16 protein-coding genes are annotated in these 21,615 nt (G+C 66.6%); 7 read left to right on the forward strand and 9 right to left on the reverse strand.

Translation table 11 applies throughout. From position 1 onward, the window contains the following. The first annotated feature begins 115 nt into the window (after positions 1-115). A complete protein-coding gene (locus OHA70_RS33260) occupies positions 116-1,459 on the forward strand; it encodes a helix-turn-helix transcriptional regulator (protein WP_328324432.1) in 1,344 nt (447 codons plus the stop codon). 32 nt (positions 1,460-1,491) lie between these two features. On the opposite strand, the gene OHA70_RS33265 is transcribed toward OHA70_RS33260, so the two are convergent. Further along, positions 1,492-2,460, reverse strand: a complete 969-nt coding sequence (locus OHA70_RS33265) for a LacI family DNA-binding transcriptional regulator (RefSeq protein ID WP_328324434.1) — start codon at positions 2,458-2,460, stop codon at positions 1,492-1,494. Positions 2,461-2,537: 77 nt separating this feature from the next. Here OHA70_RS33265 and OHA70_RS33270 point away from each other — a divergent pair, with 77 nt between their 5' ends. Next, positions 2,538-3,851 carry a Gfo/Idh/MocA family protein gene (locus tag OHA70_RS33270; RefSeq protein ID WP_328324436.1) on the forward strand — a complete coding sequence of 438 codons (1,314 nt, stop codon included), beginning with the start codon at positions 2,538-2,540 and terminating at the stop codon, positions 3,849-3,851. Here the strand turns inward: OHA70_RS33270 and OHA70_RS33275 are convergent. The 8 genes from OHA70_RS33275 to OHA70_RS33310 form a co-directional block, all read right to left on the reverse strand. Continuing rightward, positions 3,848-5,446: an N-acyl-D-amino-acid deacylase family protein gene (locus OHA70_RS33275; RefSeq protein ID WP_328324438.1), complete on the reverse strand. Its 1,599-nt coding sequence runs from the start codon at positions 5,444-5,446 to the stop codon at positions 3,848-3,850. The two genes, OHA70_RS33270 and OHA70_RS33275, sit on opposite strands and share 4 nt — an antisense overlap. 33 nt (positions 5,447-5,479) lie before the next feature. Beyond that, on the reverse strand, positions 5,480-6,262 hold the full coding sequence (locus tag OHA70_RS33280) for an SDR family NAD(P)-dependent oxidoreductase (RefSeq protein WP_328324440.1): 783 nt from the start codon (positions 6,260-6,262) through the stop codon (positions 5,480-5,482). Next, positions 6,262-8,475 (reverse strand): FAD-dependent oxidoreductase, encoded by a 2,214-nt coding sequence (locus OHA70_RS33285; protein ID WP_328324442.1) that lies wholly within the window; start codon positions 8,473-8,475, stop codon positions 6,262-6,264. The genes OHA70_RS33280 and OHA70_RS33285 overlap by 1 nt, the downstream gene beginning before the upstream one ends. Before the next feature lie 69 nt (positions 8,476-8,544). Beyond that, on the reverse strand, positions 8,545-9,432 hold the full coding sequence (locus tag OHA70_RS33290) for a carbohydrate ABC transporter permease (protein WP_328324444.1): 888 nt from the start codon (positions 9,430-9,432) through the stop codon (positions 8,545-8,547). After that, entirely contained in the window at positions 9,429-10,367 is a 939-nt protein-coding gene (locus tag OHA70_RS33295) for a carbohydrate ABC transporter permease (RefSeq protein ID WP_328324446.1), read from the reverse strand. Before OHA70_RS33295 ends, OHA70_RS33290 begins: the two co-directional genes overlap by 4 nt. An 18-nt stretch (positions 10,368-10,385) precedes the next feature. After that, on the reverse strand, positions 10,386-11,714 hold the full coding sequence (locus OHA70_RS33300) for an ABC transporter substrate-binding protein (protein WP_328324448.1): 1,329 nt from the start codon (positions 11,712-11,714) through the stop codon (positions 10,386-10,388). A gap of 266 nt (positions 11,715-11,980) precedes the next feature. Further along, positions 11,981-12,754, reverse strand: coding sequence for an IclR family transcriptional regulator (locus OHA70_RS33305; protein WP_328324450.1), 774 nt, complete (start codon positions 12,752-12,754; stop codon positions 11,981-11,983). A 66-nt stretch (positions 12,755-12,820) separates the two neighbouring features. Next, positions 12,821-14,023, reverse strand: a complete 1,203-nt coding sequence (locus OHA70_RS33310) for a Gfo/Idh/MocA family protein (RefSeq protein ID WP_328324452.1) — start codon at positions 14,021-14,023, stop codon at positions 12,821-12,823. A 139-nt stretch (positions 14,024-14,162) separates the two neighbouring features. On the opposite strand from OHA70_RS33310, the gene OHA70_RS33315 reads away from it, so the two are divergent. The 5 genes from OHA70_RS33315 to OHA70_RS33335 are packed head-to-tail and all read left to right on the forward strand — an operon-like array spanning position 14,163 to position 21,557. After that, positions 14,163-15,734 (forward strand): right-handed parallel beta-helix repeat-containing protein, encoded by a 1,572-nt coding sequence (locus OHA70_RS33315; RefSeq protein WP_328324454.1) that lies wholly within the window; start codon positions 14,163-14,165, stop codon positions 15,732-15,734. Between the two features lie 45 nt (positions 15,735-15,779). Further along, positions 15,780-16,976, forward strand: a complete 1,197-nt coding sequence (locus OHA70_RS33320) for a Gfo/Idh/MocA family protein (protein ID WP_328324456.1) — start codon at positions 15,780-15,782, stop codon at positions 16,974-16,976. A gap of 43 nt (positions 16,977-17,019) precedes the next feature. Then, on the forward strand, positions 17,020-19,794 hold the full coding sequence (locus OHA70_RS33325) for a DUF4838 domain-containing protein (protein WP_328324457.1): 2,775 nt from the start codon (positions 17,020-17,022) through the stop codon (positions 19,792-19,794). Positions 19,795-19,797: 3 nt separating this feature from the next. Then, positions 19,798-20,475, forward strand: coding sequence for an SDR family NAD(P)-dependent oxidoreductase (locus OHA70_RS33330; RefSeq protein WP_328324459.1), 678 nt, complete (start codon positions 19,798-19,800; stop codon positions 20,473-20,475). Between the two features lie 23 nt (positions 20,476-20,498). Continuing rightward, positions 20,499-21,557 carry an SGNH/GDSL hydrolase family protein gene (locus OHA70_RS33335; RefSeq protein WP_328324461.1) on the forward strand — a complete coding sequence of 353 codons (1,059 nt, stop codon included), beginning with the start codon at positions 20,499-20,501 and terminating at the stop codon, positions 21,555-21,557. Positions 21,558-21,615: the final 58 nt, after the last annotated feature.

Here is a 21,615-nt window from a genome sequence, read left to right on the forward strand (position 1 = left end):
GAGGGCTCCACGATCTGCCGACGCCCGTGTTCGCCGGTACGGGGTTGTCCCTGCAACCACGAAGCAGGGTGTTCCCTGGGTATGGCGGCTGTCGTTCTGTGTCACGATCACCTGCATGACGAGGTCAGCTCGGCGCGAGATGCTCTCGCTGGTCGCTGCGAGCACCGCGTGTGTCTTGGTCGCGGTGGGCTTCACCCGGGGAATCTGGTGGAGCAACATCCACAACGGCATCCTCGGTGTCACGCTCTCTTTGGTAGGTGCCTGGTTCGCGGCCGAGCGGCCGCGCAGCCGCGAGGGCGATCTCTTCCTGGCCGCCGGCCTGGTCGAGGCGGTCATGTTCGCCGGCCGCCAGATCGGCCACACAGCGACCGGAACCGCCTCCTCATGGCTGGGCTGGCTCGGTGTATGGCCGATCGTCGTCGGCATGCTGGTGACGACCTTCGCCGTGGTCTGCTTCCCGGAGGGTCACCTACCCTCGCGCCGGTGGCGACCGGGCGTCATCGTCGCCTGCGTGCTCACCGCCATCTGTGCGGTGCTCTCGGCATTGTGGCCAGTCGAGTGGGAGTCAGCGGGACTCATGCGCCCGGCGCCGTTCAACCTGCCGGGACGCGCAGCGGCTGCGGCCGTCTGGCACGTCCTGGCACATCCGCTCTATCTCGTCCTCCAGATCTCGTGGGTCGTCGCGGTCGTGATGCGATGGCGCACGGGGCGCAGCCGCGCACCGCTCCTCGGTCTGCTCCTCGGAGTCGCCCTAGCCTTCGTGGTGCTCCTGGTGGGATTCGTGGCGGTGGGCTCGACGACGCCGGGGCTGATCATGGTGTCGCTGATCCCCCTGGTCGCTGGATGGTCAGCCCTCTACGGCCACGTGCTTGGGCGGTACCGAGCCCTGTCCTGGCTCACGGACGCGCACCAGCGACAGGCAGGGCTGCCGACAGCGCTGGCCCGGACTGCCGCGGAGGCACTGGACGTACCAGGAGCGACCGTGTGGATGGGCGACGAGGCGGCGCTGCACGCCGTGGGCGTCTGGCCCGAAATCGACGCCGACCCCGCGCCGTGTCCACTGGACTCGCTTCCCGACCGTGCATGGCCGGTCAGTTCCGGCGGCCGAGTGGTGGGTGCACTCGTCGTGCCGGGAGTCACGGTTCTCACACGCAGTGAGGAGCGGATGATGCAGGACCTCAGCGCCCAGGCGGCCCTGCTCCTGGACCGGCTCACGCTGGCCGAAGTAGTTCAGCGGGAGTCGAGTGCCGGCCACCTCCAGCACCTCACGCCGCGGGAGCGTGAGGTCCTCGAACTGATGGCTCGCGGGTTGAGCAACGCAGCGATCTGCCAGGAACTGCACCTGAGTGTGAAGACGGTCGAACCGCTCATCGGCACTGTCTTCCGCAAGCTCGGGTTGCATGCCGATCCGACCGTCAACCGCCGCGTGCTCGCAGCCCTGGAGTACCACCGCGGCTGACGATTTCTGGCGCTGGCAACTCCTTCTGGGCGTCAGCAGCCGCAGGAGGTTCTGAGGATGAGCTCGGTCGGATAGGCGATCGCCTCGATGGCATCTTGACCGTCGATCAACCGGCTGACCGCGTCCAGGGCCATCCGCTCCAGCGGCTGTCGTATGACGGTGAGTGGGGGCCAGGTGTACTCGGTTTCGGCGGTGCCGTCGAAGGCCAGGACTGCGATGTCGTCGGGGACGCGAAGGCCGGCTTCGTGGATCGACCGGAGGGCACCGACGGCCTGGAGGTCGGAGCTGGCGAAGATCGCGGTGGGTCTGTCGGTGGCCGTGAGCAGGTCTCGGCCGGCGCCGTACCCGCCTTGCCGGCTGAAGTGCGCCCGGGCAATCGGGCCGTCAGGCAAACCGGCCTGATGGAGAGCGTCCCGCCAGCCGAGTTCGCGTTCACCGTTCGCGATGCCGCCAACGACCAGGCCGATGCTGCGGTGGCCGTGGGCAATCAAGTGCTCGACACCAGCGCGGGCGCCTTCGCGGTACTGCGGCCGTACCGAGCTCACCTCGGACAGGACCCGGTTGATCGCCACCACCGGGATGCTCACCTCGGTCAGGTCCGGGGCGTCGGTGGGAGCGACCAGCAGGAGACCGCTGACCTGGCGGATCAGGAGCTCCGCGATCTTGGCCTGCTCCGTCACGGGATCACCGTCTGTGCTGGTCTGCAGCACGACGTACCCGCGGGCCGAGGCTTCCTTGTCGATGGCCTTGGCCAGTTCGGCGAAGAGTGGATTGCCGCCGTCGGGGGTGATCAGCCCGAGGGTGCGGGTAGTGCCCATCCGGAGGGCGCGGGCAGTGGCGTTCGGCCGGTAGCCGAGGACCCGGATCGCCTCCAGGACCCGCTCCCGGGTCTCCGGCGCGACCGCACGTGGGCCTTCGTTGACCACGTAGCTGACCACCGCGGTACTGACGCCGGCGTACTGCGCAACGTCGTTCCGGGTGACTGGGGCGGCCTTGGACATGAGCCGATGATACGGCCTTGACCGGCCCGGAAATTCGTTGTTAGCGTGCATGATCTACACGAGTAGAAGGAGTCGTCATGCCTAGACGGTATGCAGTCGCCGGGACCGGTTCACGCGGGCGTTCGTACGTCAGCGCGATCATCGACGCGCACCCCGAGGAGGCCCAGCTCGTCGCGCTGCTCGACCCGAACCCGGGGCGGCTGGCGTTCTACCAGAAATATGTTCAGGAGCTGGGCGGCACGCGACTCCCGCAGTACGGCGCTGACCAGCTGGAGCAGATGGTCAAGGAGCAGTCCGTCGACCGGGTGGTCGTGACGAGCCCCGACTACACCCATGCCTCGGTGGTGTCGCGACTGCTGCGCGCGGGCGCTGATGTGATCGTGGAGAAGCCACTGACGATCGATGCCGACGGCACGCGCCAGATCGTCGACGCGATGAACGAGTCCGGCAAGTCCGTCGTGGTGACCTTCAATTACCGGTACTCCCCGCGGAACAGCGCGCTTCGGCGGCTGATCCAGGACGGCGAGATCGGTACGGTGACCAGCGTCGAGTTCCAGTGGGTGCTCGACACCCGGCACGGCGCCGACTACTTCCGGCGGTGGCACCGCGAGAAGCGGTTCTCCGGTGGCCTGCTGGTGCACAAGGCGTCGCACCACTTCGACCTGGTGAACTGGTGGATCGCGTCGTCCCCGACCCGTGTCTTCGCCTCCGGTGGCCTGTCCTTCTACGGCTCGGAGAATGCGGCAGCTCGTGGCCTCGGGCAACGACCTGAGCGCGGTACGGTCGATGGCTCGGCCGGCGATCCGTGGTTGCTGGACCTGCGGACCGACGATGTCGACCGTCAGCTGTACTGGGACAGCGAGCAGTACGACGGCTATCGCCGCGACCAGGACGTGTTCGGACCGGGGATCACGATCGAGGACAACCTTGCGGTGATCGCGGAGTACGCGAACGGTGCCCGGCTGAGCTACTCGCTCAACGCCCACTCGCCCTGGGAGGGGTATCGCGTCTCGGTCAACGGCACCGAGGGCCGCGCCGAGCTCGAGGTGGTCGAGCGGGCCGCGGTGATCGACGACCGGGTCGATCCGAGCTACCCGGCCGAACGCGTGGTTGCCGGCGAAGTACGGTCCGACGGCGAACGACTGGTCCTGCACAAGCACTGGGCCTCCGCGGTCGAGGTCGAGATCCCCCGCGGCGAAGGCGGCCACGGCGGCGGCGACCAGTTGATCTACGCCGACCTCTTCAAGGGACCTGGCAACGACCCACTGGGCCGCGCCGCCGACGTCCACGACGGCGTCCGAGCCGTTGCCGTCGGCATCGCTGCCAACCAGTCCCTGGCCACCGGCACAGCCATCACCATCACGGACCTCGATCTGGGCGGTTGGAGCTAAAGCTCCGGGGCGAAGGGCAGATCCGGTTGCCTGCGCAGGCCGATGCCGCTGCGGATCCCGGTCAGTTCACCGCCCCGGAGCACCTGCCGCCCGGCGACGAAGACATCGTCGACACCCTCAGCGAGCCGACGCGGATGGTTGTAGTCGGCCGGCGACCGGGTCGCGGCCGGGTCGACGACGATCAGATCGGCGATGCTGCCCGCGGTGAGCGAGCCGCGGCTGCCGAGGCGGAACCTACGAGCCGCGTTGGTGCTGAACGTGGTGGCGATGTCGGTCCAGCTGAGATCCCCGCGTTCGGCGGCGAAGACCGCGAGATAGCGGGCGAATGTCCCGAACGCGCGCGGATGCGGCGACCGCCCGACGAAGATGCCGTCGGAGCCGCCCAGGTGGGCCGGGTGCTTGAGATGCCCGGCCATCTCCGCGTCGTTGCGTTCTCTCGGCACCCTCATGATCACGCTGACCTCGAGGTCGGCCTCGGCCAGCACCTGGAGCGCCAACTCGGCGGGTGAGATGTCGAGCCGGCTCGCCGCCACGGACAGCGTCAGGCCATGCGCCCACTGATAGGAGTCCCTGGCGATGTGAGCGAAGCAGATGTTGTCTGCCCAGTTCGGCCCCATGTCCGCCCGGGCCGCCATGGCCGGGATCCACTCGGTGAGGAACTGCTGCCGTACCTGCGGGCGGGCGAGCTGCGCAACGCAGGAGTCGAATCCGCTCCGCAGAAAATCCGGGGGCAGTACGAGCATCGCCAAGATCGTGCAGCCTCGCGAGTACGGGTAGGAGTCGAAGCTCAGGTCGACTCCGGCGGCGATGAACTCGTCGACGAGTTCCACGATCAACTCCGACCTGGCATGGAAATGCGAGACATGGGTCCGGACGCCGCTCGCGTGGGCGATCGCGGCCACCTCGTCCAGGCCAGCTCGCGAGTTCTCCTCGTAACCGCCACGCATGTGGGTGACGTAGAGCCCATCGCACTCGGCGACCGGGACGCACAGCGCGGCGAGTTCGTCGACATCGGCGAAGCAGCCGGGGACGTAGTCCAGCCCGGTCGACAACCCGAGCGCGCCCTCGGTCATACCGGCGGCAACCAGGTCCCGCATCTGCCCTAGCTGAGTCTTTGTCGGCGTCGCGGCACTCAGACCGCAGACCAATTCCCGTACGGTGCCGGCCGGGATCAGGTATCCGACGTTGATCGGCGTGGTGTGCCGATAGCCTTCCAGCAGAGCGGCCACTCCCCCACCTCTGTAGCTCGGATGAGGCCCATTGATCGCCGCGAAGTAGCGGGTGGCGTACCGGCCTTCGCCAGGAGCGAACGACACCCCGTCCTGCCCGGCGATCACGGTCGTGACACCTTGCCGCAGCAGGGCGCGGCCGACCTCGTCGTCGAACACCGCCGCGTCGGCATGGGAGTGAGCATCGATCAGTCCCGGCAGGATGAGCCGGCCCGAGCAGTCGACCACCCGCTCACCCGGTTCTGGCCGCACCGTACCGACGGCAGCGACCCGCCCATCAGTGATCCGCAGATCACCGGACACTGTCCCCGGCCCCAGTCGCGCATCAACCAGCGCTCCGCCTCGCAGTACTAACGACTCGCTCATCCGCACCCCAGGGCGTCTTGGTCACTCACGAGTTCAACGACGGGGGCTGGAATCGTCCGCGAGCTCAGCCACCGCCACGTTGCCGGCCAGCAGGCCACCGTCGACCGGCAGGGTGATTCCGGTGATCCAGGATGCCTGATCGGAGGCCAGGAACAGCACCGCATCACTGACGTCCTCGCTCTGGCCGACCCTGCCCATTGGATAGAACCGCTGGAGGCGGTCGAGGACGGCCGGGTTCCTGTCGATCCGGCGCTGCCAGGCGGGCGTCGCGATGGAGGCCGGCGCCACTGCATTACAGCGGATCCCGTAGCGGCCGTACTCGGCCGCGATGGATCTGGTGAACGAGATCAGCCCCGCCTTCGCCGCGGAGTAGACGGTCTGGCCGAAGTACTGCATGCCGTTCACCGAGCTGAGGTTCACGATCACCCCGCTTCCCTTCGTGACCATGCCCGGTAGCACTGCCCGGGTGAGTCGCATCGCACCCGCCAGATCGACGTTCAGCTCGTGCAGCAACGCCTCGTCACTCATCTCGGTGAACGGCGTATCCGAGCAGATCATCGCGTTGTTGATCAAAACATCGATCTGACCGCGCCGATCCCGAATCTCGGCCGGCACATCCCGGATCGCTTCTACATCGGTGACGTCCAGCCGCAGTGCGAAGCTACCGGGCGTCATGGCCACCGTCTCGTCGGCCGCGGCCTCGTCGATGTCGGTGACCGCCACCACCGCCCCCTCACCGGCGAATGCCTGTGCGGTCACCCGTCCGATGCCCGACCCGGCACCGGTGATCAGCACAACCCGATCCTGAAATCGCATCAGTACGCACGCAACGAGACCACGTGAGCGTGCGGGTCTCCCCCGGTTACCTGTGCGACCAACCGGATCGCCTCGGCCCTGAGCTCTTGTTCGAACACGTGCGTCACCTTGCGCCGCTGATTGCCCGTCACGGCAGCAACCTCGACCCAGCCCTCGGCGGTCTCTGCCTGGATGGTGTAGTCGGTCAGCAACCCTGGCATGGTGGGGAACTCGGTCTTGTGGCGATGAAGGTTGATCAGGTCGATGTCCAGCGAGTCATCAAGGATGACGGTCAGCTCGGTGAAAGTTGCCCGCTCGCTCCAGCGAAGTTCGATCCATGGACTGGGATCATCGGCGAACGGCGCGCTGACCCACATGTTCGGTCCGCCAAAGGGACGCGCGTACCCTCCGATGACGTGGCGCGCAGCGTAGACGTCGCCATTTCCCCGCGTACGCAGGCAGATAGAGCGGCGATGCTCCGCCAACTTCCAATGCCTGAACTGCTCGGGCCAGACCTCGTCGGGCCCGGCGTCGCGATACCGAAAGACCAAGACACCCGGCTCGGAACGATCAGCGAGCTGCAGCCGGGCCAGCGGATTCTTCTCGATCACCACGAAGACATTGGCCGCAGCATCCAGCCTGGTCTTCACCGGAACCTCGATCCACTCCGCTCGGCCGCCCGCGACAGCCACCGTGGCGGAGCTGATCGGTGAGCCAGGCAGGTAGACCTGGGCCTTGTCGGTGGCATGAACCGTGACGACGATCTCGGTATCGACATCAGCCTCGACCAACAACTCAAGGCCCTCGAACCCCGGTACGACCGGCAGGACCACTCCCACCGCGGACCTCAACTCGAAGGCCTCCACAATCGGCCCCTCGACGCAGACCTCACGCAGCGTCGAGGATGCCGTGGCGGTCGCGGTGAGCGACTGGTTCGCCGGATCAGTGTCCGCCAGCCCGAGCACCGATGCGTCCGACCGGGTCAACGCACGCTGATAGAGCCCCAACTCCTCCGTCGCCAACTGCCTCGGCGTCAACTCATTGCCAACAGCAACCGCAGCACCCAGTCCTGCCGCCTCACCGGTCAGCGCACAGGTCGCCATCACCCTGGTCGATCCGAACGCGACATGGCTGGCCGAGATGTTCCGGCCGGCCATCCACATGTTGGTGACATTGCGCGAGTACAGCGATCGCAGCGGGATGTGGTAGTTCCCGTCAGGGTGCCAGTGCCGAGAGCCCGGCTCGGTGGCGTAGACCCCACCTGCCGGATGCAGGTCGATCGACCAGCCGCCGAAGCCTGCCTTGTCGTCGAACTCGGTCTGATTCAGTACGTCCTGCTGGGTCAGCACCACATCGCCGAGAAACCGCCGGTACTCGCGCTTGCCAGGAACAGCGCCGATCCACTCCAAAGTGAGATTGTCCGCCTCGAACTTCCCCGAGTTCTTGATGTAGTCCCAGATCCCGTAGACCACTCCTTGCAACTCGTCCCGGATCCGGGCGTCGTCGTGCACGATGTCCAGCTCGCCGCCCCACTCGATCCACCAGTAGGCACACCCGTTCCGGTCAGGCGTGATCAGCCGATGCTCCGGGATGCCGGTCCGCTCGATGTCCACCGCGAAACTCGGCGCGACGAAGCTGACCGGATGCCCGGCATCCTTGGTGTAGAACAAGATCGTGCTACCCAGCGTCGTCCGATCCGGTACTACGGGCGCCCACGACTCACCATAAACGTCTCGCGACTCACGCCCCGTCGAATGATCGGCGCCGGCAAGATACCCAAGAAAGCCATCACCCGTGCAGTCGCAAAAAGCCTCACTGGTAAAGGTGATCAGCCGCTCGGACCCCATCATCCACCCCGTGACGGATCGAATCGTTCGCGCCTGCGCCGGCCCGTCCACGTCCGCCTCGCGAAGATCGGTGTTGAGGAACAGCGTGATGTTCGGCTCAGCACGCACTGCCTCCAGCACGACCAGGTCCCAATAGTACGGGTTCCCGTCGGGATTGACGGCCTGGTTCCGGAGCCAGAGCTCTCCCATGATGCCGGTCTCGCGGGCGTACTGCTGCACGCCGTGAGCGGTTGCACCACAGACCCAGACCCGGATCTCGCTCGAGGAGTTGCCGCCCAGTACCGGCCGGTTCTGGACGAGACTGACGGTCGCGCCCTGGCGGGCGGCGGCGATCGCCGCGCAGACCCCGGCCAAGCCACCGCCGATGACAGTCACGTCGGAGGTCACTTGTTCTACTCGCACGTTCAGCTCTCTCTTTCGTGGTGATTGCACATGGCAACTATCAGCCCGCGCGGATCACTTCAGCCCGGTGAAGGCAAGGGCGGCGACGAACTGGCGCTGGAAGATCAGGAAGACGATCAGAATCGGTAGTACCGACGACACCGAGGCAGCCATCGCCAGGCCGGCCGACAGCCCGCCGTCACCGTCCACGAACTGGGTCAGCCCGAGCGGGATGGTGTAACGCGAGTCGTCCGACAGCATGACCAGCGGCGTCTCGTAGTCGTTCCACGACCCGACGAACCGGATGATTCCGAGCGCGGCGAGCATCGGACGGGCCAGCGGTAGATAGATCCGCCAGAACACTCCCCACTCGGAGGCCCCGTCCAGCCGGGCGGCTTCGGCCAGTTCGGTGGGCGTGGCGATGAAGAACTGCCGGAGCAGGAAGGTGCCGTACAAGGTGAACAGTCCAGGAAGGATCAGTGCGAACAGCGTGTTGTAGAGGCCGACCTGCTGGAAGAACATGAAGCGCGGAACGAGCAGTAGCTGGGACGGGACGATGGCCGTGGAAAGGTAGATGAAAAAGACCTTGTTCCGGCCACGGAAGGTCAGCAGGGCGAAGGCATAGCCCGCCATCGAGGAGGTGATCAGGTCGCCCGCGACACTGACCGAGGTCACCAGCAGTGAGTTGCCGAAGTACCGCAACATCGAGTGATCGCCCAGCCAGACCTCGGCGTAGTTCGCCCACTGGATCGGGTGCGGGATCCACCGCATCGGCGCAGTGAACACGTCGATGTTTCGCTTGAGCGAGGACGAGACCATCCAGACGAGCGGCGCGATGAAGCCGAGCGCGAAGATCCACAGCACGGCAGCGAGGACATACTTCCGGATCTGCCGCGGGAGCCGCGACAGCCGGGCGCTGGTGGCACGAGGACGAGTACTGACGACCCCGGTCGCGCCGCTCACGTGTACAGCCCGCGGCCGCGCTGGAATCGCCACATCACAACACTCAGTGCGAGTACGCCGAGAAAGCTCATGATCCCGATCGCCGCGGCGTAGCCGAACCGGTAGAACTGAAAGCCCTGTTCGTACATGTAATAGGACAGCACCGTCGTGGAATCGCCCGGGCCACCTTGGGTGAGGAAGGCGATCAGGCCGAAGCCCTGTGAGTGGCTGATCAGCATCGTGACTCCCAGGAAGGTCGTGGTCGGCATCAACGATCGCCAGGTCACCGTCCTGAACCGGGCGAACGGTCCCGCCCCGTCCAGCAGCGCAGCTTCGTGCAGGCTCGGCGGCATGCTCTGCAGGGCGGCGACGTAGATGACCGCGCAGTATCCGACGCCGGACCAGGTGACGATCAGTACCAGCGACGGCAGTCCCCAGACCTCCGAGACCAGCCAGCCAGGCGTCGAGGACAGGCCGAGGCCACGGAGGATCCGGTTGATCGGCCCGTTTCCTGGATCGAGGAGCAGTAGCCAGATCATGCCGATGGCGATCGAGCTGACGATGTGCGGGACGAAGAAGATCACCCGGAGGACCGCGCGCCCGGGAACATCGGTGTTCAACGCGAGACCGAGCAGCAGTCCGAGCAACATCGTGCCGGGAACGCTGATGCCGGCGTACCCGACAGTGCGCAGGGCCGAGCTCCAGAAGAGCGGGTCGCCGAGCAGTTCGACGAAATTGTCCAGCCCGACGAAATGGATCGCGCCGAGACCGGAGACCACGTTCCAGTTGGTGAAGGCGATGCCAAGGCCGGCGACCAGCGGAATCAGGGTGAAGGCCAAGAAGCCCAGCAAGTTCGGGGCGATGAACAGCCAGCCGACCCTGGTCGGTGTTCGTCTCGACCGTGCGGGCCGATGCTGAACAACGGCCGGCGCACTCTTGACGATGACGTCGGTCATGGTGTGGACACCCCGGTCTCAGCTCGCCTTGCGGATCGCCGCATCAGACTGCGCCGTCATCTGCTGCACCCACTGATCGACCGAGATAGAGCCGAGGAACGCCTGGTCGTTCAGCTTCGTCTGCAGGTCGGCGATCTCGGTCGAGGCGGTGAAGATCGTGTCCACCGGAATCTTCATGGCCGGGTCGAAGAGCACCTTGCCGAACGAGTCGACGTCGTAGAGCTTCGTCATGTCCGGCCCGAGCAGCTGGCTGATCGCGTCAGCCTTCTTGGCCGGGTCCGGTAGCGAGGGCAGCCGGCCGCCCTTGATCATGTAGGCGCCCGCGTTGGTCACCCAGTACTTGAGAAACGTCCAGGCCGCGTCCTGCTGGGTCGACTTGGTACTGATCGACATCAAGTCGCCGTAGGCGCCTGGATTCCAGTACGCCTTGCCCTTGACCGGCGCAGGGACCGGGTAGGCGCGCACCTTGAAGGAGTGGGGATATTGTTTGGTGTCGCTGATGTAGCGCACCAGGAATGCCTGAGTGCTGAACATCGCGAACTGCCCACCCAGAAAGGCGTTCTGCGCGAACGTCTGCAGCTTCTGGGCCAGCACCGTCTTGTGTGGGACGGCGCTGCGATCCTTCTGCATCGCGACCCCCAGCTCGACCTGTTTGCGCCAGGCGGCATCGGCGAAGTTCGACGCCTGACCGCCCTTCTGATAGTTGGCATCCGGGCCGAGGGCCGGGACCCCGATGGCCGGCGAACCAAGGGACCCACTGACTGAGCCAACCGTGAGTCGTTTGGCGATCCGGTGGTAATCCTCGACGTCCCAGTCGTCTGGGATCTCGATGCCGGCCTTGTCGAGCAGGTCGGCATTCGCCATCACGAGCTGGGGCGACCTTGCCGCAGGCACGGTGTAGACCTTGCCGTCGAAGACGTAATTCGCTCGTGGGGTGGCGCCCGCGGCGAACTTCGCGAAACTGGCTTCTGCCGCGATTTTCTGGCTCAGATCGAGCAGAAGCCCAGCAGAGACACGCTTACTGGCTCTCGGTGGTCCGTAGCTGAAGATCACGTCGATCGGCACCCCACCCTGGAGAGCGGTGTCAAGCTTCAGGTTGCCCGTCGCGTCGTTCACATAGCGCGTGTACTTGACCTTGATGCCCGGATTGGCCTTCTCGAAGGCGGCAATCATGTCGCCAGGCCCGGAATCTTCCGGCACGCCGCCCCATACGTTCAGCACACCGGCGGATCCGGACGAACCTTGAGTACTGCAGGCGGCCAGCGCCGTGGCGCCGGCGGCAACGGCGAAGGCGCCGCCGAGGAGCCGACGACGGCTCACCAAGGCGGCGGGTGCAGAGATCACCACGGATGCTCCTTCGATATGTTCCAGCATTGGTCTGCTAGATGCATCTCGGACACCGTATCAGCGTAATACGCATAGAGATACGCTTTGAGTCAGCTTTCTCGGCGGACTTCAGTTGTATGCGCAGTGCACTTGGCTGACTCCAGGCGGTCGCCGAAGGACGTCACGCACTGGAAGAGACCGGGAACGCGAGGACAGCAGTCGAGCGAGTCGAGGGATCACGCAATGGTGATGGAGCTGTGCGCGTCGACAGCGACGTCGTGATCGCCTCAGGGAGTGCGGAGTGCGGACTCCAGCAGGCGACGACCGTCGTGGAGCCAGAGACGGAGCGTGTCCGGATCGATGCCAGGCTCGGCGACGCCCGTCAACGAGAGCGCCAACGGTGGCTGACCTTCGTCCGGCGACTGAACGGGGATCGCAGCGCCGACGTCGCCACGCCGGCTCCAGCCGGGGAGGATGAGCACATCGTGCGCGACCTGCGCGGTCGCGAAGTCCAGCACCGCCTCCTCGGAGGAGGGAACTACGTCCTCGCCACGCCAGCCGAAGCGTTCCCGGGATCCGCGCAGGATCGTCAACGCCTCCTCGCGCGGGACGTCCAGCAGCAAGCGCAGACCGGGCGCCGAGAGGTGGACCGGGAAGTCCGACGTCACGAAGTCGATCGTGGGCGCGGTGGTGGAGGTTCGCAGGAAGTAGATCATCCTGCCCTTCCAGAGCGCGCCCAGAGTGACGCTGAAACCGGGACACAACTCGGCGATCTGCTCCATCGCCGCCCGCGGACGAGTCACCAAGGAGAACTTCGGGATGGTGCTCGCAGCCAGCGACAGCAGCCCGAAATCGGGAGCGAAACGGCCCCGCGACGGCCGGCGTACGTAGCCGTACTGAGCCAGCGTCGTCAGGATCCGGCTGATCGAGCTCTGGTGCAGGTTGAGCCGCCGTGCGATCTCCGTGGTGGTCAACGGCTCCGGGGACTCCACCAGCATCTGCAGCACGTGGAGCCCACGCGCCAACGCTTGGTTGCTGGACGTGACCGGCTCACTATGCACAGACCGAGATTAACATGATCAGGGCCGCATAAGGCGCACACAACTGCCTTTCGATGCACCTGACACTCAGCGGGTCTGGCCGCGCTCGAAGTAGGCGACCAGCTCCGGATCGAGGGGTGGCACCGGCAGTTGGCTGCCATCCCCGCGGAGTGAGTCGACGGCAACGCAACCGGCGGCCACCGACATCCGCGCCGCGATCGGCGAGGTCTGCGTGACGCCGCCGTCGCGGGCGAACCGGATGAACTCTGCGATCAGCCGAAGGTCGGCGCCGCCGTGTCCGCCCTCGCTTCCACCGATCTCGATCAGCTCGTCCGGTTCGGCGTAGCCGCCGTGCCGGGTGTCCCATACGGCGATGTGGGCCCCTTGCCGGTCGCCGAGATTCTCGATCCGGCCCCGGTCGCCGATCACGGTGTAGTTGCGCCAGTAGTCGGGGCTGAAGTGGCACTCCTGGTACGAGGCCAGCACGCCGTTGTCCAGCTTCATCATCATCATCGAGATGTCCTCGACGTCGACCACCGGGTTCAGTCCGGTCAGCGTCGCGGGCGGCCAGTTGCCGACGCTCAGCCACTCGCCCATTCGTTGCCCGGACCGATCCGTCCGGTCGGTGATCGAGCCGTAGACAATCAACTCCCCCATCGCGCTGACCGCCGTGCTGTATCCACCGGCCAGCCAGTGGATCACGTCGATGTCGTGCGCGCCCTTCTGCAACAGCAGGCTGTTGGAGCGGGTGCGGTCCGCGTGCCAGTCCTTGAAGTAGTAGTCGCCGCCGTTGCCGACGAAATGCCGGCACCAGATCGCTTTGACCTCGCCGATCCGTCCCGCCGAGATCAGGTCGCGCAGCTGAATGAACACCGACATGTGCCGCATGTTGTGGCCGATGTAGAGCCGCGCACCGGTGCGGCGGGCGGTGGTCAGCATCGCGTCGCACTCCTCGATGCTGATGCCCATCGGCTTCTCGCAGAACACACTCACGCCGGCCTCCAGCGCAGCGATCACCGGCCCGACGTGCTGGTCATCAGGGGTCGTGATGAGCACCGCATCGACAAGCGGCAGCAGGTCGGCGAGGTCGGAGGTCACCGTGGCCTCGGGAAAGTCCCGTCCGGCTTCGGCCAACCCACGCTCGGAGGTGTCGCAGACGGCGACCACCTCTGCATCCATGACGTCCTTGTCGATCGAGCGGCCGATGGTGCCGCGGGCTCCGTAGCCGACGAGGCCGACGCGGAGGGTCCCCTCGGAGGCCTGACGGGCTTCACGGGTATTGAGAGTCATCTGGGTGCCTGACGCTTTCTGATTGCCGCAACCTGCATGCAACCATATCATTATGCGTATTACGCTGATACGGTACCCGCCATGCGTCAGCAGTCCATCTGCTGGAGTAGCCCACTTCACCGCAACTCCTGGGAGAGCCATGCCTGGTTTGGACCGAAGGACTCTGCTCCTGGCTGGTGGCGCTGCCGCCCTGGCCGCTGTGGCGGCGCCCGCCCTCGAGGCGCAGGCGAAATCGACCCCGGCTATCTCCGGGCGCAGCGCCTCCGGGCAAGGCCGGGGCACGCGCTCGTTCCCGACCGTTGACGTTCAAGCCGACTGCGGCGCTGCCGGCGACGGCGTGACGAATGACAGCGCGGCCTTCAGGCAAGCTGCCCTCACCTTGCAGACCGCCGGTGGCGGCACCCTGGTCATCCCGGCAGGGACCTATGTGGTGGGCGAGCAGGTGCATACGACCGGCGTCACGCCGTACTACGTAGCGCAGCCGGTGTTCTCGGTCCACGACCTCGACCTGGTGGACATCCAGGGAAACGGAGCGGTCCTGCAACTCGCGGACGGGCTCCACTACGGATCGTTCGATCCCGTCACCGGCGCGGTGACCGCCGTGTCCAAGACACTGGATCACGCCTGCGCAACGGGCAACATCCTCGAGTTCACCCAGTGCCAGAACGTCACGATCAGCGATCTCGAGCTCGACGGCCGCAACGAGCATCTGGTTCTGGGTGGACCGTGGGGGGACAACGGCCGTCAGCTTGCCGGGAGTGGGATCTGGCTGCAGAGGTGTTCTGAGGTCCAGATCGTCGACGTCACGACGCACCACCATCCGCTCGACGGGGTCTATATCGCGTGGGCCGGACTGACCGGCACCGACCCGGCAACCCCGCACGCGCTGACCCGGGTGGTGAGCGAGTACAACGGCCGGCAGGGACTGTCGTGGGTCGGCGGTCGGGGACTCACGTGCACCGACTGCAGTTTCAGCCACACCGGGCGCGGAGGGCTGTCCTCGGCGCCGGCAGCGGGTCTCGACATCGAGCCCCAGCTGACGATGTGCCGCGACGGCCGATTCGAGAACTGTCATTTCGAGGACAACGCCGGAGTCGGCATGCTGGCCGCCGCGGGCGACGGTGGTTACAGCACGTTCGTCGACTGCACCTTCTGGGGCTCGACCAACTACAGCATCTGGTGCAGGCGGCCATCGCTGGCGTTCGAAGGCTGCACGGTGCGGGGAACCGCTGTGCACACCTACGGCTCTGCCGTGGCTGCCGAGGCCACCAAATTCACCTCGTGCACCTTTGCCGACGAACTTCCGGCCGGCGTGCCGAGCGGTTCGGTGTTCAGGACCAAGTATCTCTACGAATCCTCGGTCGACGGCCCGAACGTGAGTTGGGACGACTGCACCTTCACTGCCAACCAGGTGCGGTCGATCTATCTGACCGGCAGCACCACAGCCCCGGCCGTGCTGACCGGATGCACTTTCGTCCACCGGTCTCCGACCTTCAGCGACGGCGCCACGCAGCAGTGCGTCATCCGGAACAGCAGCATCGAGGGGACCCGGTTCTCGGAGGACTTCCCTGCCGGAGCGACGACCGCGTCCTACATCTCGCGCGGCGCCGTGACCGTCAGCGCCGGTGCCGCGACCGTTGTCGACGGCCCATTGGTGAGGTGGGGAAGTACCAGCGGACTCACCGGAACCATCCCGCCCGGCTCGTACTGAGCACGGCCCAGCACATCATCAGTTACCGAGGAGTGTCACGTAGTCATGAGCATCAGCATCGGTGTGGTCGGAGCCGGCCAGTTCGCCCCCTCGTTCCTGCGGTTGTGGTCGGCGCATCCCGACGTCAACGACGTCCGGTTGACGGACCTGCTGCCTGAGCGCACCAAGGAGATGGCCGCGAACCAGGGCGTCTCGATCACCTATCAGTCGTTCGAGGAGATGCTCGCCTCCGATGTCGACGCGGTGGCGATCTTCACCCAGCGCTGGCTGCACGGCGAGATGGCGATCCAGGCGCTGGAGGCCGGCAAGCACGTCTACTCGACGGTGCCGATGGCGATCCAGGCCGACCAGATCGCCCGGATCATCGAGCTGGTCAAGGAGACCGGCCTGACCTACATGATGGGCGAGACGAGCTTCTACTACCCATCGTCGGTCTACTGTCGGCAGCGGCTGGCCGCAGGTGACTTCGGCCGGGTCTTCTACTCCGAGGGCGACTACGTCCACGACATGGATCTCGGGTTCTACGCGGCGTACCAGTACAGCGGTGGCGAGGACTGGAAGAAGACCGCGTCCTTCCCGCCCATGCTCTACCCGACACATGCCGTCGGCAATGTGCTGTCGGTGACCGGTCAGCACGCCACGCACGTCTCCTGCATCGGGGTGCAGGACGACCGCGGCGACGGGGTGTTCGACAAGGAGATCAGCCAGTTCGACAACGACTTCAGCAACGCGACCGCGCTGTTCAAGCTCGCCGACGGCGGCATCATGCGGACCAACGAGATGCGCCGGGTCGGGTACCCGTCGCGCATCCGTGGGTCGCGGCTGCGCGTCTTCGGTACCGAAGGCAGTTTCGAGCAGCTGGCGACGACCACTGTCTGGCAGACCAAGGAAGGTGTGGAGGACATCAGCGACCTGATGGCCGCCGAGCCGAGCGGGTCGCTGAACGACGAGGACCTGGCGAAGGTCGACCCGGCGCTGCGCAACGAGTTCCGGTCCGGCCTTTCGCCGGTCCACGACCGCAGCCGGCTGCCCGACGAGTTCGACGGACTGCACAACGGTCACGAGGGTTCGCATCACTTCCTGGCCGACGACTTCGTCCGCGCGGTCGCTGACAAGACGCTCCCGCCGGTCAACGCCTGGGTCTCGGCCCGCTACACCCTCCCCGGCATCTACGCCCACCAGTCAGCCCTCCAGGGCGGCGTGCAACTGGAGATCCCCGACCACGGCGACGCTCCCGCCTGAGCACCAGCCAGTTCACTGAGCACGAGTTACCGAGGAGAGTCACGTGGTCAACATCGACAGCAGTCCAGCCGACGGTGACGCGAATCCGGCACAGCCGGGGAACTCGTGGGCGATCAGCCGGCGCGCCGTCCTGGGCGCCGGTCTGGGCGTCGCGGCCGCGGCCGCCGTCGCTCCCTCTGCGACGGCAGTGCCTCGAGTGGTACTGGCTTCATCGCAGCAACGGCTCCCGATCGTGGTGTCGCCGGCCGAGTCGGGCGATGTCACCGTGGCCGTCGACGAAGTGGTCGAGCACGTCACCGCGGTGACCGGCGCCGCGCCGGAGGTGGTCTCAACGGATCCGGGTCGCCCGGCCATCTGGCTCGGCGCGGCCGCTCGTGACCGGTTCGGGCTCCCGCTGCCGAGCAACCCGGCCGGCTTCGTCGTCAGGGCTTCATCGGGCTCGGTCACCGTCGTCGGCGGCAGCGAAACCGGCACCTTGTACGGCGTCTACGAACTGCTCGAGCGCTGCGGGGTGCGCTGGCTCGCACCCGGTCCGTACGGAACAGTGCTCCCTGCCGGCGCCCTGACAGTTGCTTCCGGCAACTATGCGTCCGCGCCCCACTTCAGCCAGCGCGTGCTGCAGGGCCTCCCCCGGTACGGCTCGCTACCGGCGGGCTCACCGGTGGACCCGCTCGAGGCCGCGGTCTGGTACCGGCGTCAGCGGCTCACCGGCGTTCCGTACGGGGCCCACGGCATCCCGCTCTATCCGGCGGCGACCAAGACCTCCAACCCTGAACTGTTCATCCACGAGAACGGGGTCGTCGCGAACCAGGTCGACGTCACCATCCCCGAGGTACTGGATCGCTGCGAGGCGGCCATCCGGCGCACTCTGGCTGCTGATCCCACTGCGGAGTACATCAATCTCGGACCCAACGACGGCCCGGGATTCGGGGTCACCGGCTGGGACGTCCCCGGGCGTATCGATCCCCTCTACGGCCAGCTCGTGGTGACCGATCGCTACATCAAGTTCTTCAACCTCTTGCTGGACCGGCTCGCCGACTTCCCTGACCTGAAGCTCGCCTTCTACGCCTACAGCGAGTACATGGAGGCGCCGCAGCGCGAGAAGCCGAATCCCCGGATCGTCCCGGTCTTCGCGCCGATCGCCGTCGATCGCCGCAAGTCGAGCGCCGACGACGACGGCTGGGAACGCCGCTATGTGCTGCAGGTGATCGCGGACTGGCAGGCGCTCGGCGTCGACTGGATGTACCGCGGGTACGTCGGCAATCTCGCCGATCCTGGTCTCCCGTACTCAGCGGCTCGCCAGCTCGCCGACGAACTCCCCGAGTACGCGCGCCTCGGTGCGACCGGTGGCATCCGCCTCGAGTGCATCGGCAGCTGGGGCCATCTTGGGCCGGCGTTCTACCTGGCCGCAAAGCTTTTCTGGGACCCCACGGCCAACTCGGCCGCGATCCTCCGGGACTACTACCGGGTCGCGTACGGATCGGCAGCCACCACTGTTCAGCGGTACTTCCAGCTGCTCGAGACGACAATGGCCACCGCACCGTACACCGCCGGCAGCATCATCGAGTTCCCTGAGTCACTGCCGGATCCGGTGATGACCCAGTTGAAGAGCCTGCTCAATCATGCGGCCGGCACCCTGGCCGCGGACGGGAACACCGCCGCAGCCGCCAGGCTCGCCGTCATCGGCCGGGTCCACGACTTCGGAGCGACAACTCTCAAGAGCCTGCGGGCACACAAGATCGGCGACAACGCGGCGGCAGTCGGGTCCCTGGTGCAGGCGCGTACGCAATTCGACGCCACCCAGGTCGACAGCCCGGCAGGTCTCCGCCCAGCCAGCAAGACCTACCTCGAGCGCTTCCTCGGACGAGCGGTCGAGCAGGTCGGTGCGGCCCTTGCGGCGTACGGTCCGCCGGTCGTCTCGGTACCTCGGCGCTGGGAGTTGCTCGTCGACACCGGCGGCACCGGCGTACTGCCCACTCCGCAGGACGGTCGCTGGACCACCATCGACACCCACCACACGTGGTCGGCGCAGGGACTCCGCTATCTGAAGGGACAGGCCTGGTACCGCTGCACTCTGCCGGCGACGCCGGTCTCGGGAAGTCCACGATTGATCCTGCCCAGCGTCGACGAGATCGCCACGGTCTGGGTCAACGGCGTTGCCGCACCGCTGATCACCGGAGCGGGCAGCTTCTTGCCCGAGAGCTTCGACCTCGGTACCGGCTGGTCCACCACCACCCCCAACCAGATCCTCGTGCTCGTGACCAACCGGGTCCTGGACGAACTCGGCACCGGCGGCATCTACGGAACGGCTGTCGTCCTCGCCGACTCGACCGTGCCGTGGAGTCCGCCCAACGTGACCGCGCCGACCGTACAGAAACCGTTCGACGGCCCGAGCGCGCCCGCGGCCCCTCATGGCGCGAGGCCGATCGCCGCCGACTGGGAAGCGATCATCGACCCGTACGGCGCCGCAGGCCGAATGGCGCTGTACGACCCACGGATCAGCAGCCAGCACTTCCGCGCCTACGACCCGGCGCGCTCCCCGCTCGCGCAGGGGCTCGGACGCTACAGCGAAGGCCTGGTCGTCCGGGCGAAGCTCAAGAAGCGGCCCCGCCCTGGTCCCGGCGGCATCCGACTGCTGCTCGCCGGAGATCCAACCAACCTCCAAGCCTGGCTGGATTCCGTCCCACTTGTACTGACGCCCGCAGCTCCCGGTTGGTGCATGGCCAAGGTCCCCCGGTCAGCCATCAACAAGTCGGCCACCATCGCCGTGGCGCAACGGCAGCTCACGGATATCCCTCTCGCACCGCACTGGAGCTGAACCATGGTCCGCAGAAAGGCATTGGTCACCGGCGGCGGTAGCGGCCTCGGCGAGGCAGCAGCACAGCGTTTACGTGCCGACGGCATCGAAGTGGTCACCGTTGACCTGCACGGCGCGGACGTTGCAGCCGACGTCACCGATCAGCAGTCGCTGGCGCGCATCGCAACGGAGGTGGGCCCGGTCGACGTACTGGTGAATTCGGCGGGTGTGGTCGGACCGAACCGGCCGCTGATCGAAACCACGGCGGACGAGTGGCGCGCGGTGTTCGAGGTGAACGTCATCGGCACCGTGAACACCATCCGGACGTTCGTGCCCGGAATGTGCGAGCGAGGCTGGGGCCGGGTCGTGAACCTCGCGAGCATGGCCGGCAAGGACGGCAACCCGAACCTGTCGATCTACTCCGCGTCCAAAGCTGCGGTCATCGGACTGACGAAGTCGGTCGGCAAGGAACTGGCCACCAGCGGTGTGCTGGTCAACGCCATCGCTCCGGCCGTCATCGCGACGCCGATGAACGACGAGACCGCGCCGGAGGTCCTGGCCCACATCACGAATCTCATCCCGATGAAGCGGGTCGGCCGGCCCGAGGAGGTCGCCGAACTGGTTGCGTTTCTCTGCTCCGAACGGGTCAGCTTCTCAACCGGCGCGGTGTACGACATCAGCGGCGGCCGAGCAACCTACTGAGCGCCGGCCCGCAGCATCACCCGATGAAGGAGAACACGATTACGACGCCCGACCTGCTCACCGCGACCACCTCGGACCAGCTCGAATGGGACTGGCACCAGCCGGCGGGCCCCGAAGGCAAGGGCTGGTCCGATACCGAGCGTCTCTACCACCGGCTGCCTGGCCGCGCCCGCGGCGTCGTTCCCGACTCGGTTTGGGACCTGAGCACGTATCCCAGCAGCCTGCTGGTGCGGTTCCGTACGGATGCGACCCGGATCGCGGCTCGCTGGACCGTCGGTTTACCCGAGCTGGGCAAGTGGCACATGCCGCCCACGGCGGTGAGCGGGCTGGATCTGTACGGCCGCGATGATGCCGGCCGGATCCGCTGGGTCGGAATATCGCCGTCGATCAGTTACCCGACGACCGTCGGCCCGATCGTCGACGGTCTCGATGGAGCCGTCCGCGAGTACCTCGTCTATCTCCCGCTGTTCAACACGCTGGAAAGCCTGGAGATCGGCGTCGGACCGGGAGCGCGGTTCGAGGTCCTGCCGGCACCGAATGATCGACCGATCGTCTACTACGGCACCTCGGTCATCCACGGTGCCGCCGCGTCGCGTGCGGGGATGACCGTGCCCGCGCAGCTGGGCCGCCGGCTCGGCCGTACTGTCGTTGGCCTGGGTTTCTCCGGCAGCGGCAAGATGGAGATCGAGCTGGCCCAGCTGATCGCCGAGATCGACGCCGCCGTTTACCTGGTGGACTGCCTGCCGAACATGAACGCCGACCAGGTCACCGAACGGGCGTTGCCGTTCATCCGCGAGCTCAGGTCGCGACGACCCGATGTACCGGTTCTGCTGATCGAGGACCGCACCTACGCCAATGCCTGGGCCCGCCCCGCGATGCAGAACCACCACCGCGCGAGCCGCGCTGCGCTGGCCGAGGCGCATCGTGCGGCGAGCGACCCGGGAGTGCACTACGTCACCGGAGGGCAGCTGCTCGGTGAAGACGGCGACGACACCGTCGACGGCTCACACCCCACCGACCTCGGCTTCGCCCGCATCTCCGAGACGCTGACACCGATCCTGGAACGGCTGCTCGGTCGATGATCATCTGAGCGGAACCAGGCCAAGGCCAGTAGGTCATCCGGCCGGAGGTCGAGGTTGG

The organism is Kribbella sp. NBC_00382, assembly GCF_036067295.1.
Classification (GTDB): Bacteria; Actinomycetota; Actinomycetes; order Propionibacteriales; family Kribbellaceae; genus Kribbella.

Bases quoted from the DNA above. Each gene is read 5' to 3' on its own strand.
- OHA70_RS33260 (WP_328324432.1), top strand. From the start codon at position 116: ATGACGAGGTCAGCTCGGCGCGAGATGCTCTCGCTGGTCGCTGCGAGC.
- OHA70_RS33265 (WP_328324434.1), bottom strand. From the start codon at position 2,460: ATGTCCAAGGCCGCCCCAGTCACCCGGAACGACGTTGCGCAGTACGCC.
- OHA70_RS33270 (WP_328324436.1), top strand. From the start codon at position 2,538: ATGCCTAGACGGTATGCAGTCGCCGGGACCGGTTCACGCGGGCGTTCG.
- OHA70_RS33275 (WP_328324438.1), bottom strand. From the start codon at position 5,446: ATGAGCGAGTCGTTAGTACTGCGAGGCGGAGCGCTGGTTGATGCGCGA.
- OHA70_RS33280 (WP_328324440.1), bottom strand. From the start codon at position 6,262: ATGCGATTTCAGGATCGGGTTGTGCTGATCACCGGTGCCGGGTCGGGC.
- OHA70_RS33295 (WP_328324446.1), bottom strand. From the start codon at position 10,367: ATGACCGACGTCATCGTCAAGAGTGCGCCGGCCGTTGTTCAGCATCGG.
- OHA70_RS33310 (WP_328324452.1), bottom strand. From the start codon at position 14,023: ATGACTCTCAATACCCGTGAAGCCCGTCAGGCCTCCGAGGGGACCCTC.
- OHA70_RS33315 (WP_328324454.1), top strand. From the start codon at position 14,163: ATGCCTGGTTTGGACCGAAGGACTCTGCTCCTGGCTGGTGGCGCTGCC.
- OHA70_RS33320 (WP_328324456.1), top strand. From the start codon at position 15,780: ATGAGCATCAGCATCGGTGTGGTCGGAGCCGGCCAGTTCGCCCCCTCG.
- OHA70_RS33330 (WP_328324459.1), top strand. From the start codon at position 19,798: ATGGTCCGCAGAAAGGCATTGGTCACCGGCGGCGGTAGCGGCCTCGGC.
- OHA70_RS33335 (WP_328324461.1), top strand. From the start codon at position 20,499: ATGAAGGAGAACACGATTACGACGCCCGACCTGCTCACCGCGACCACC.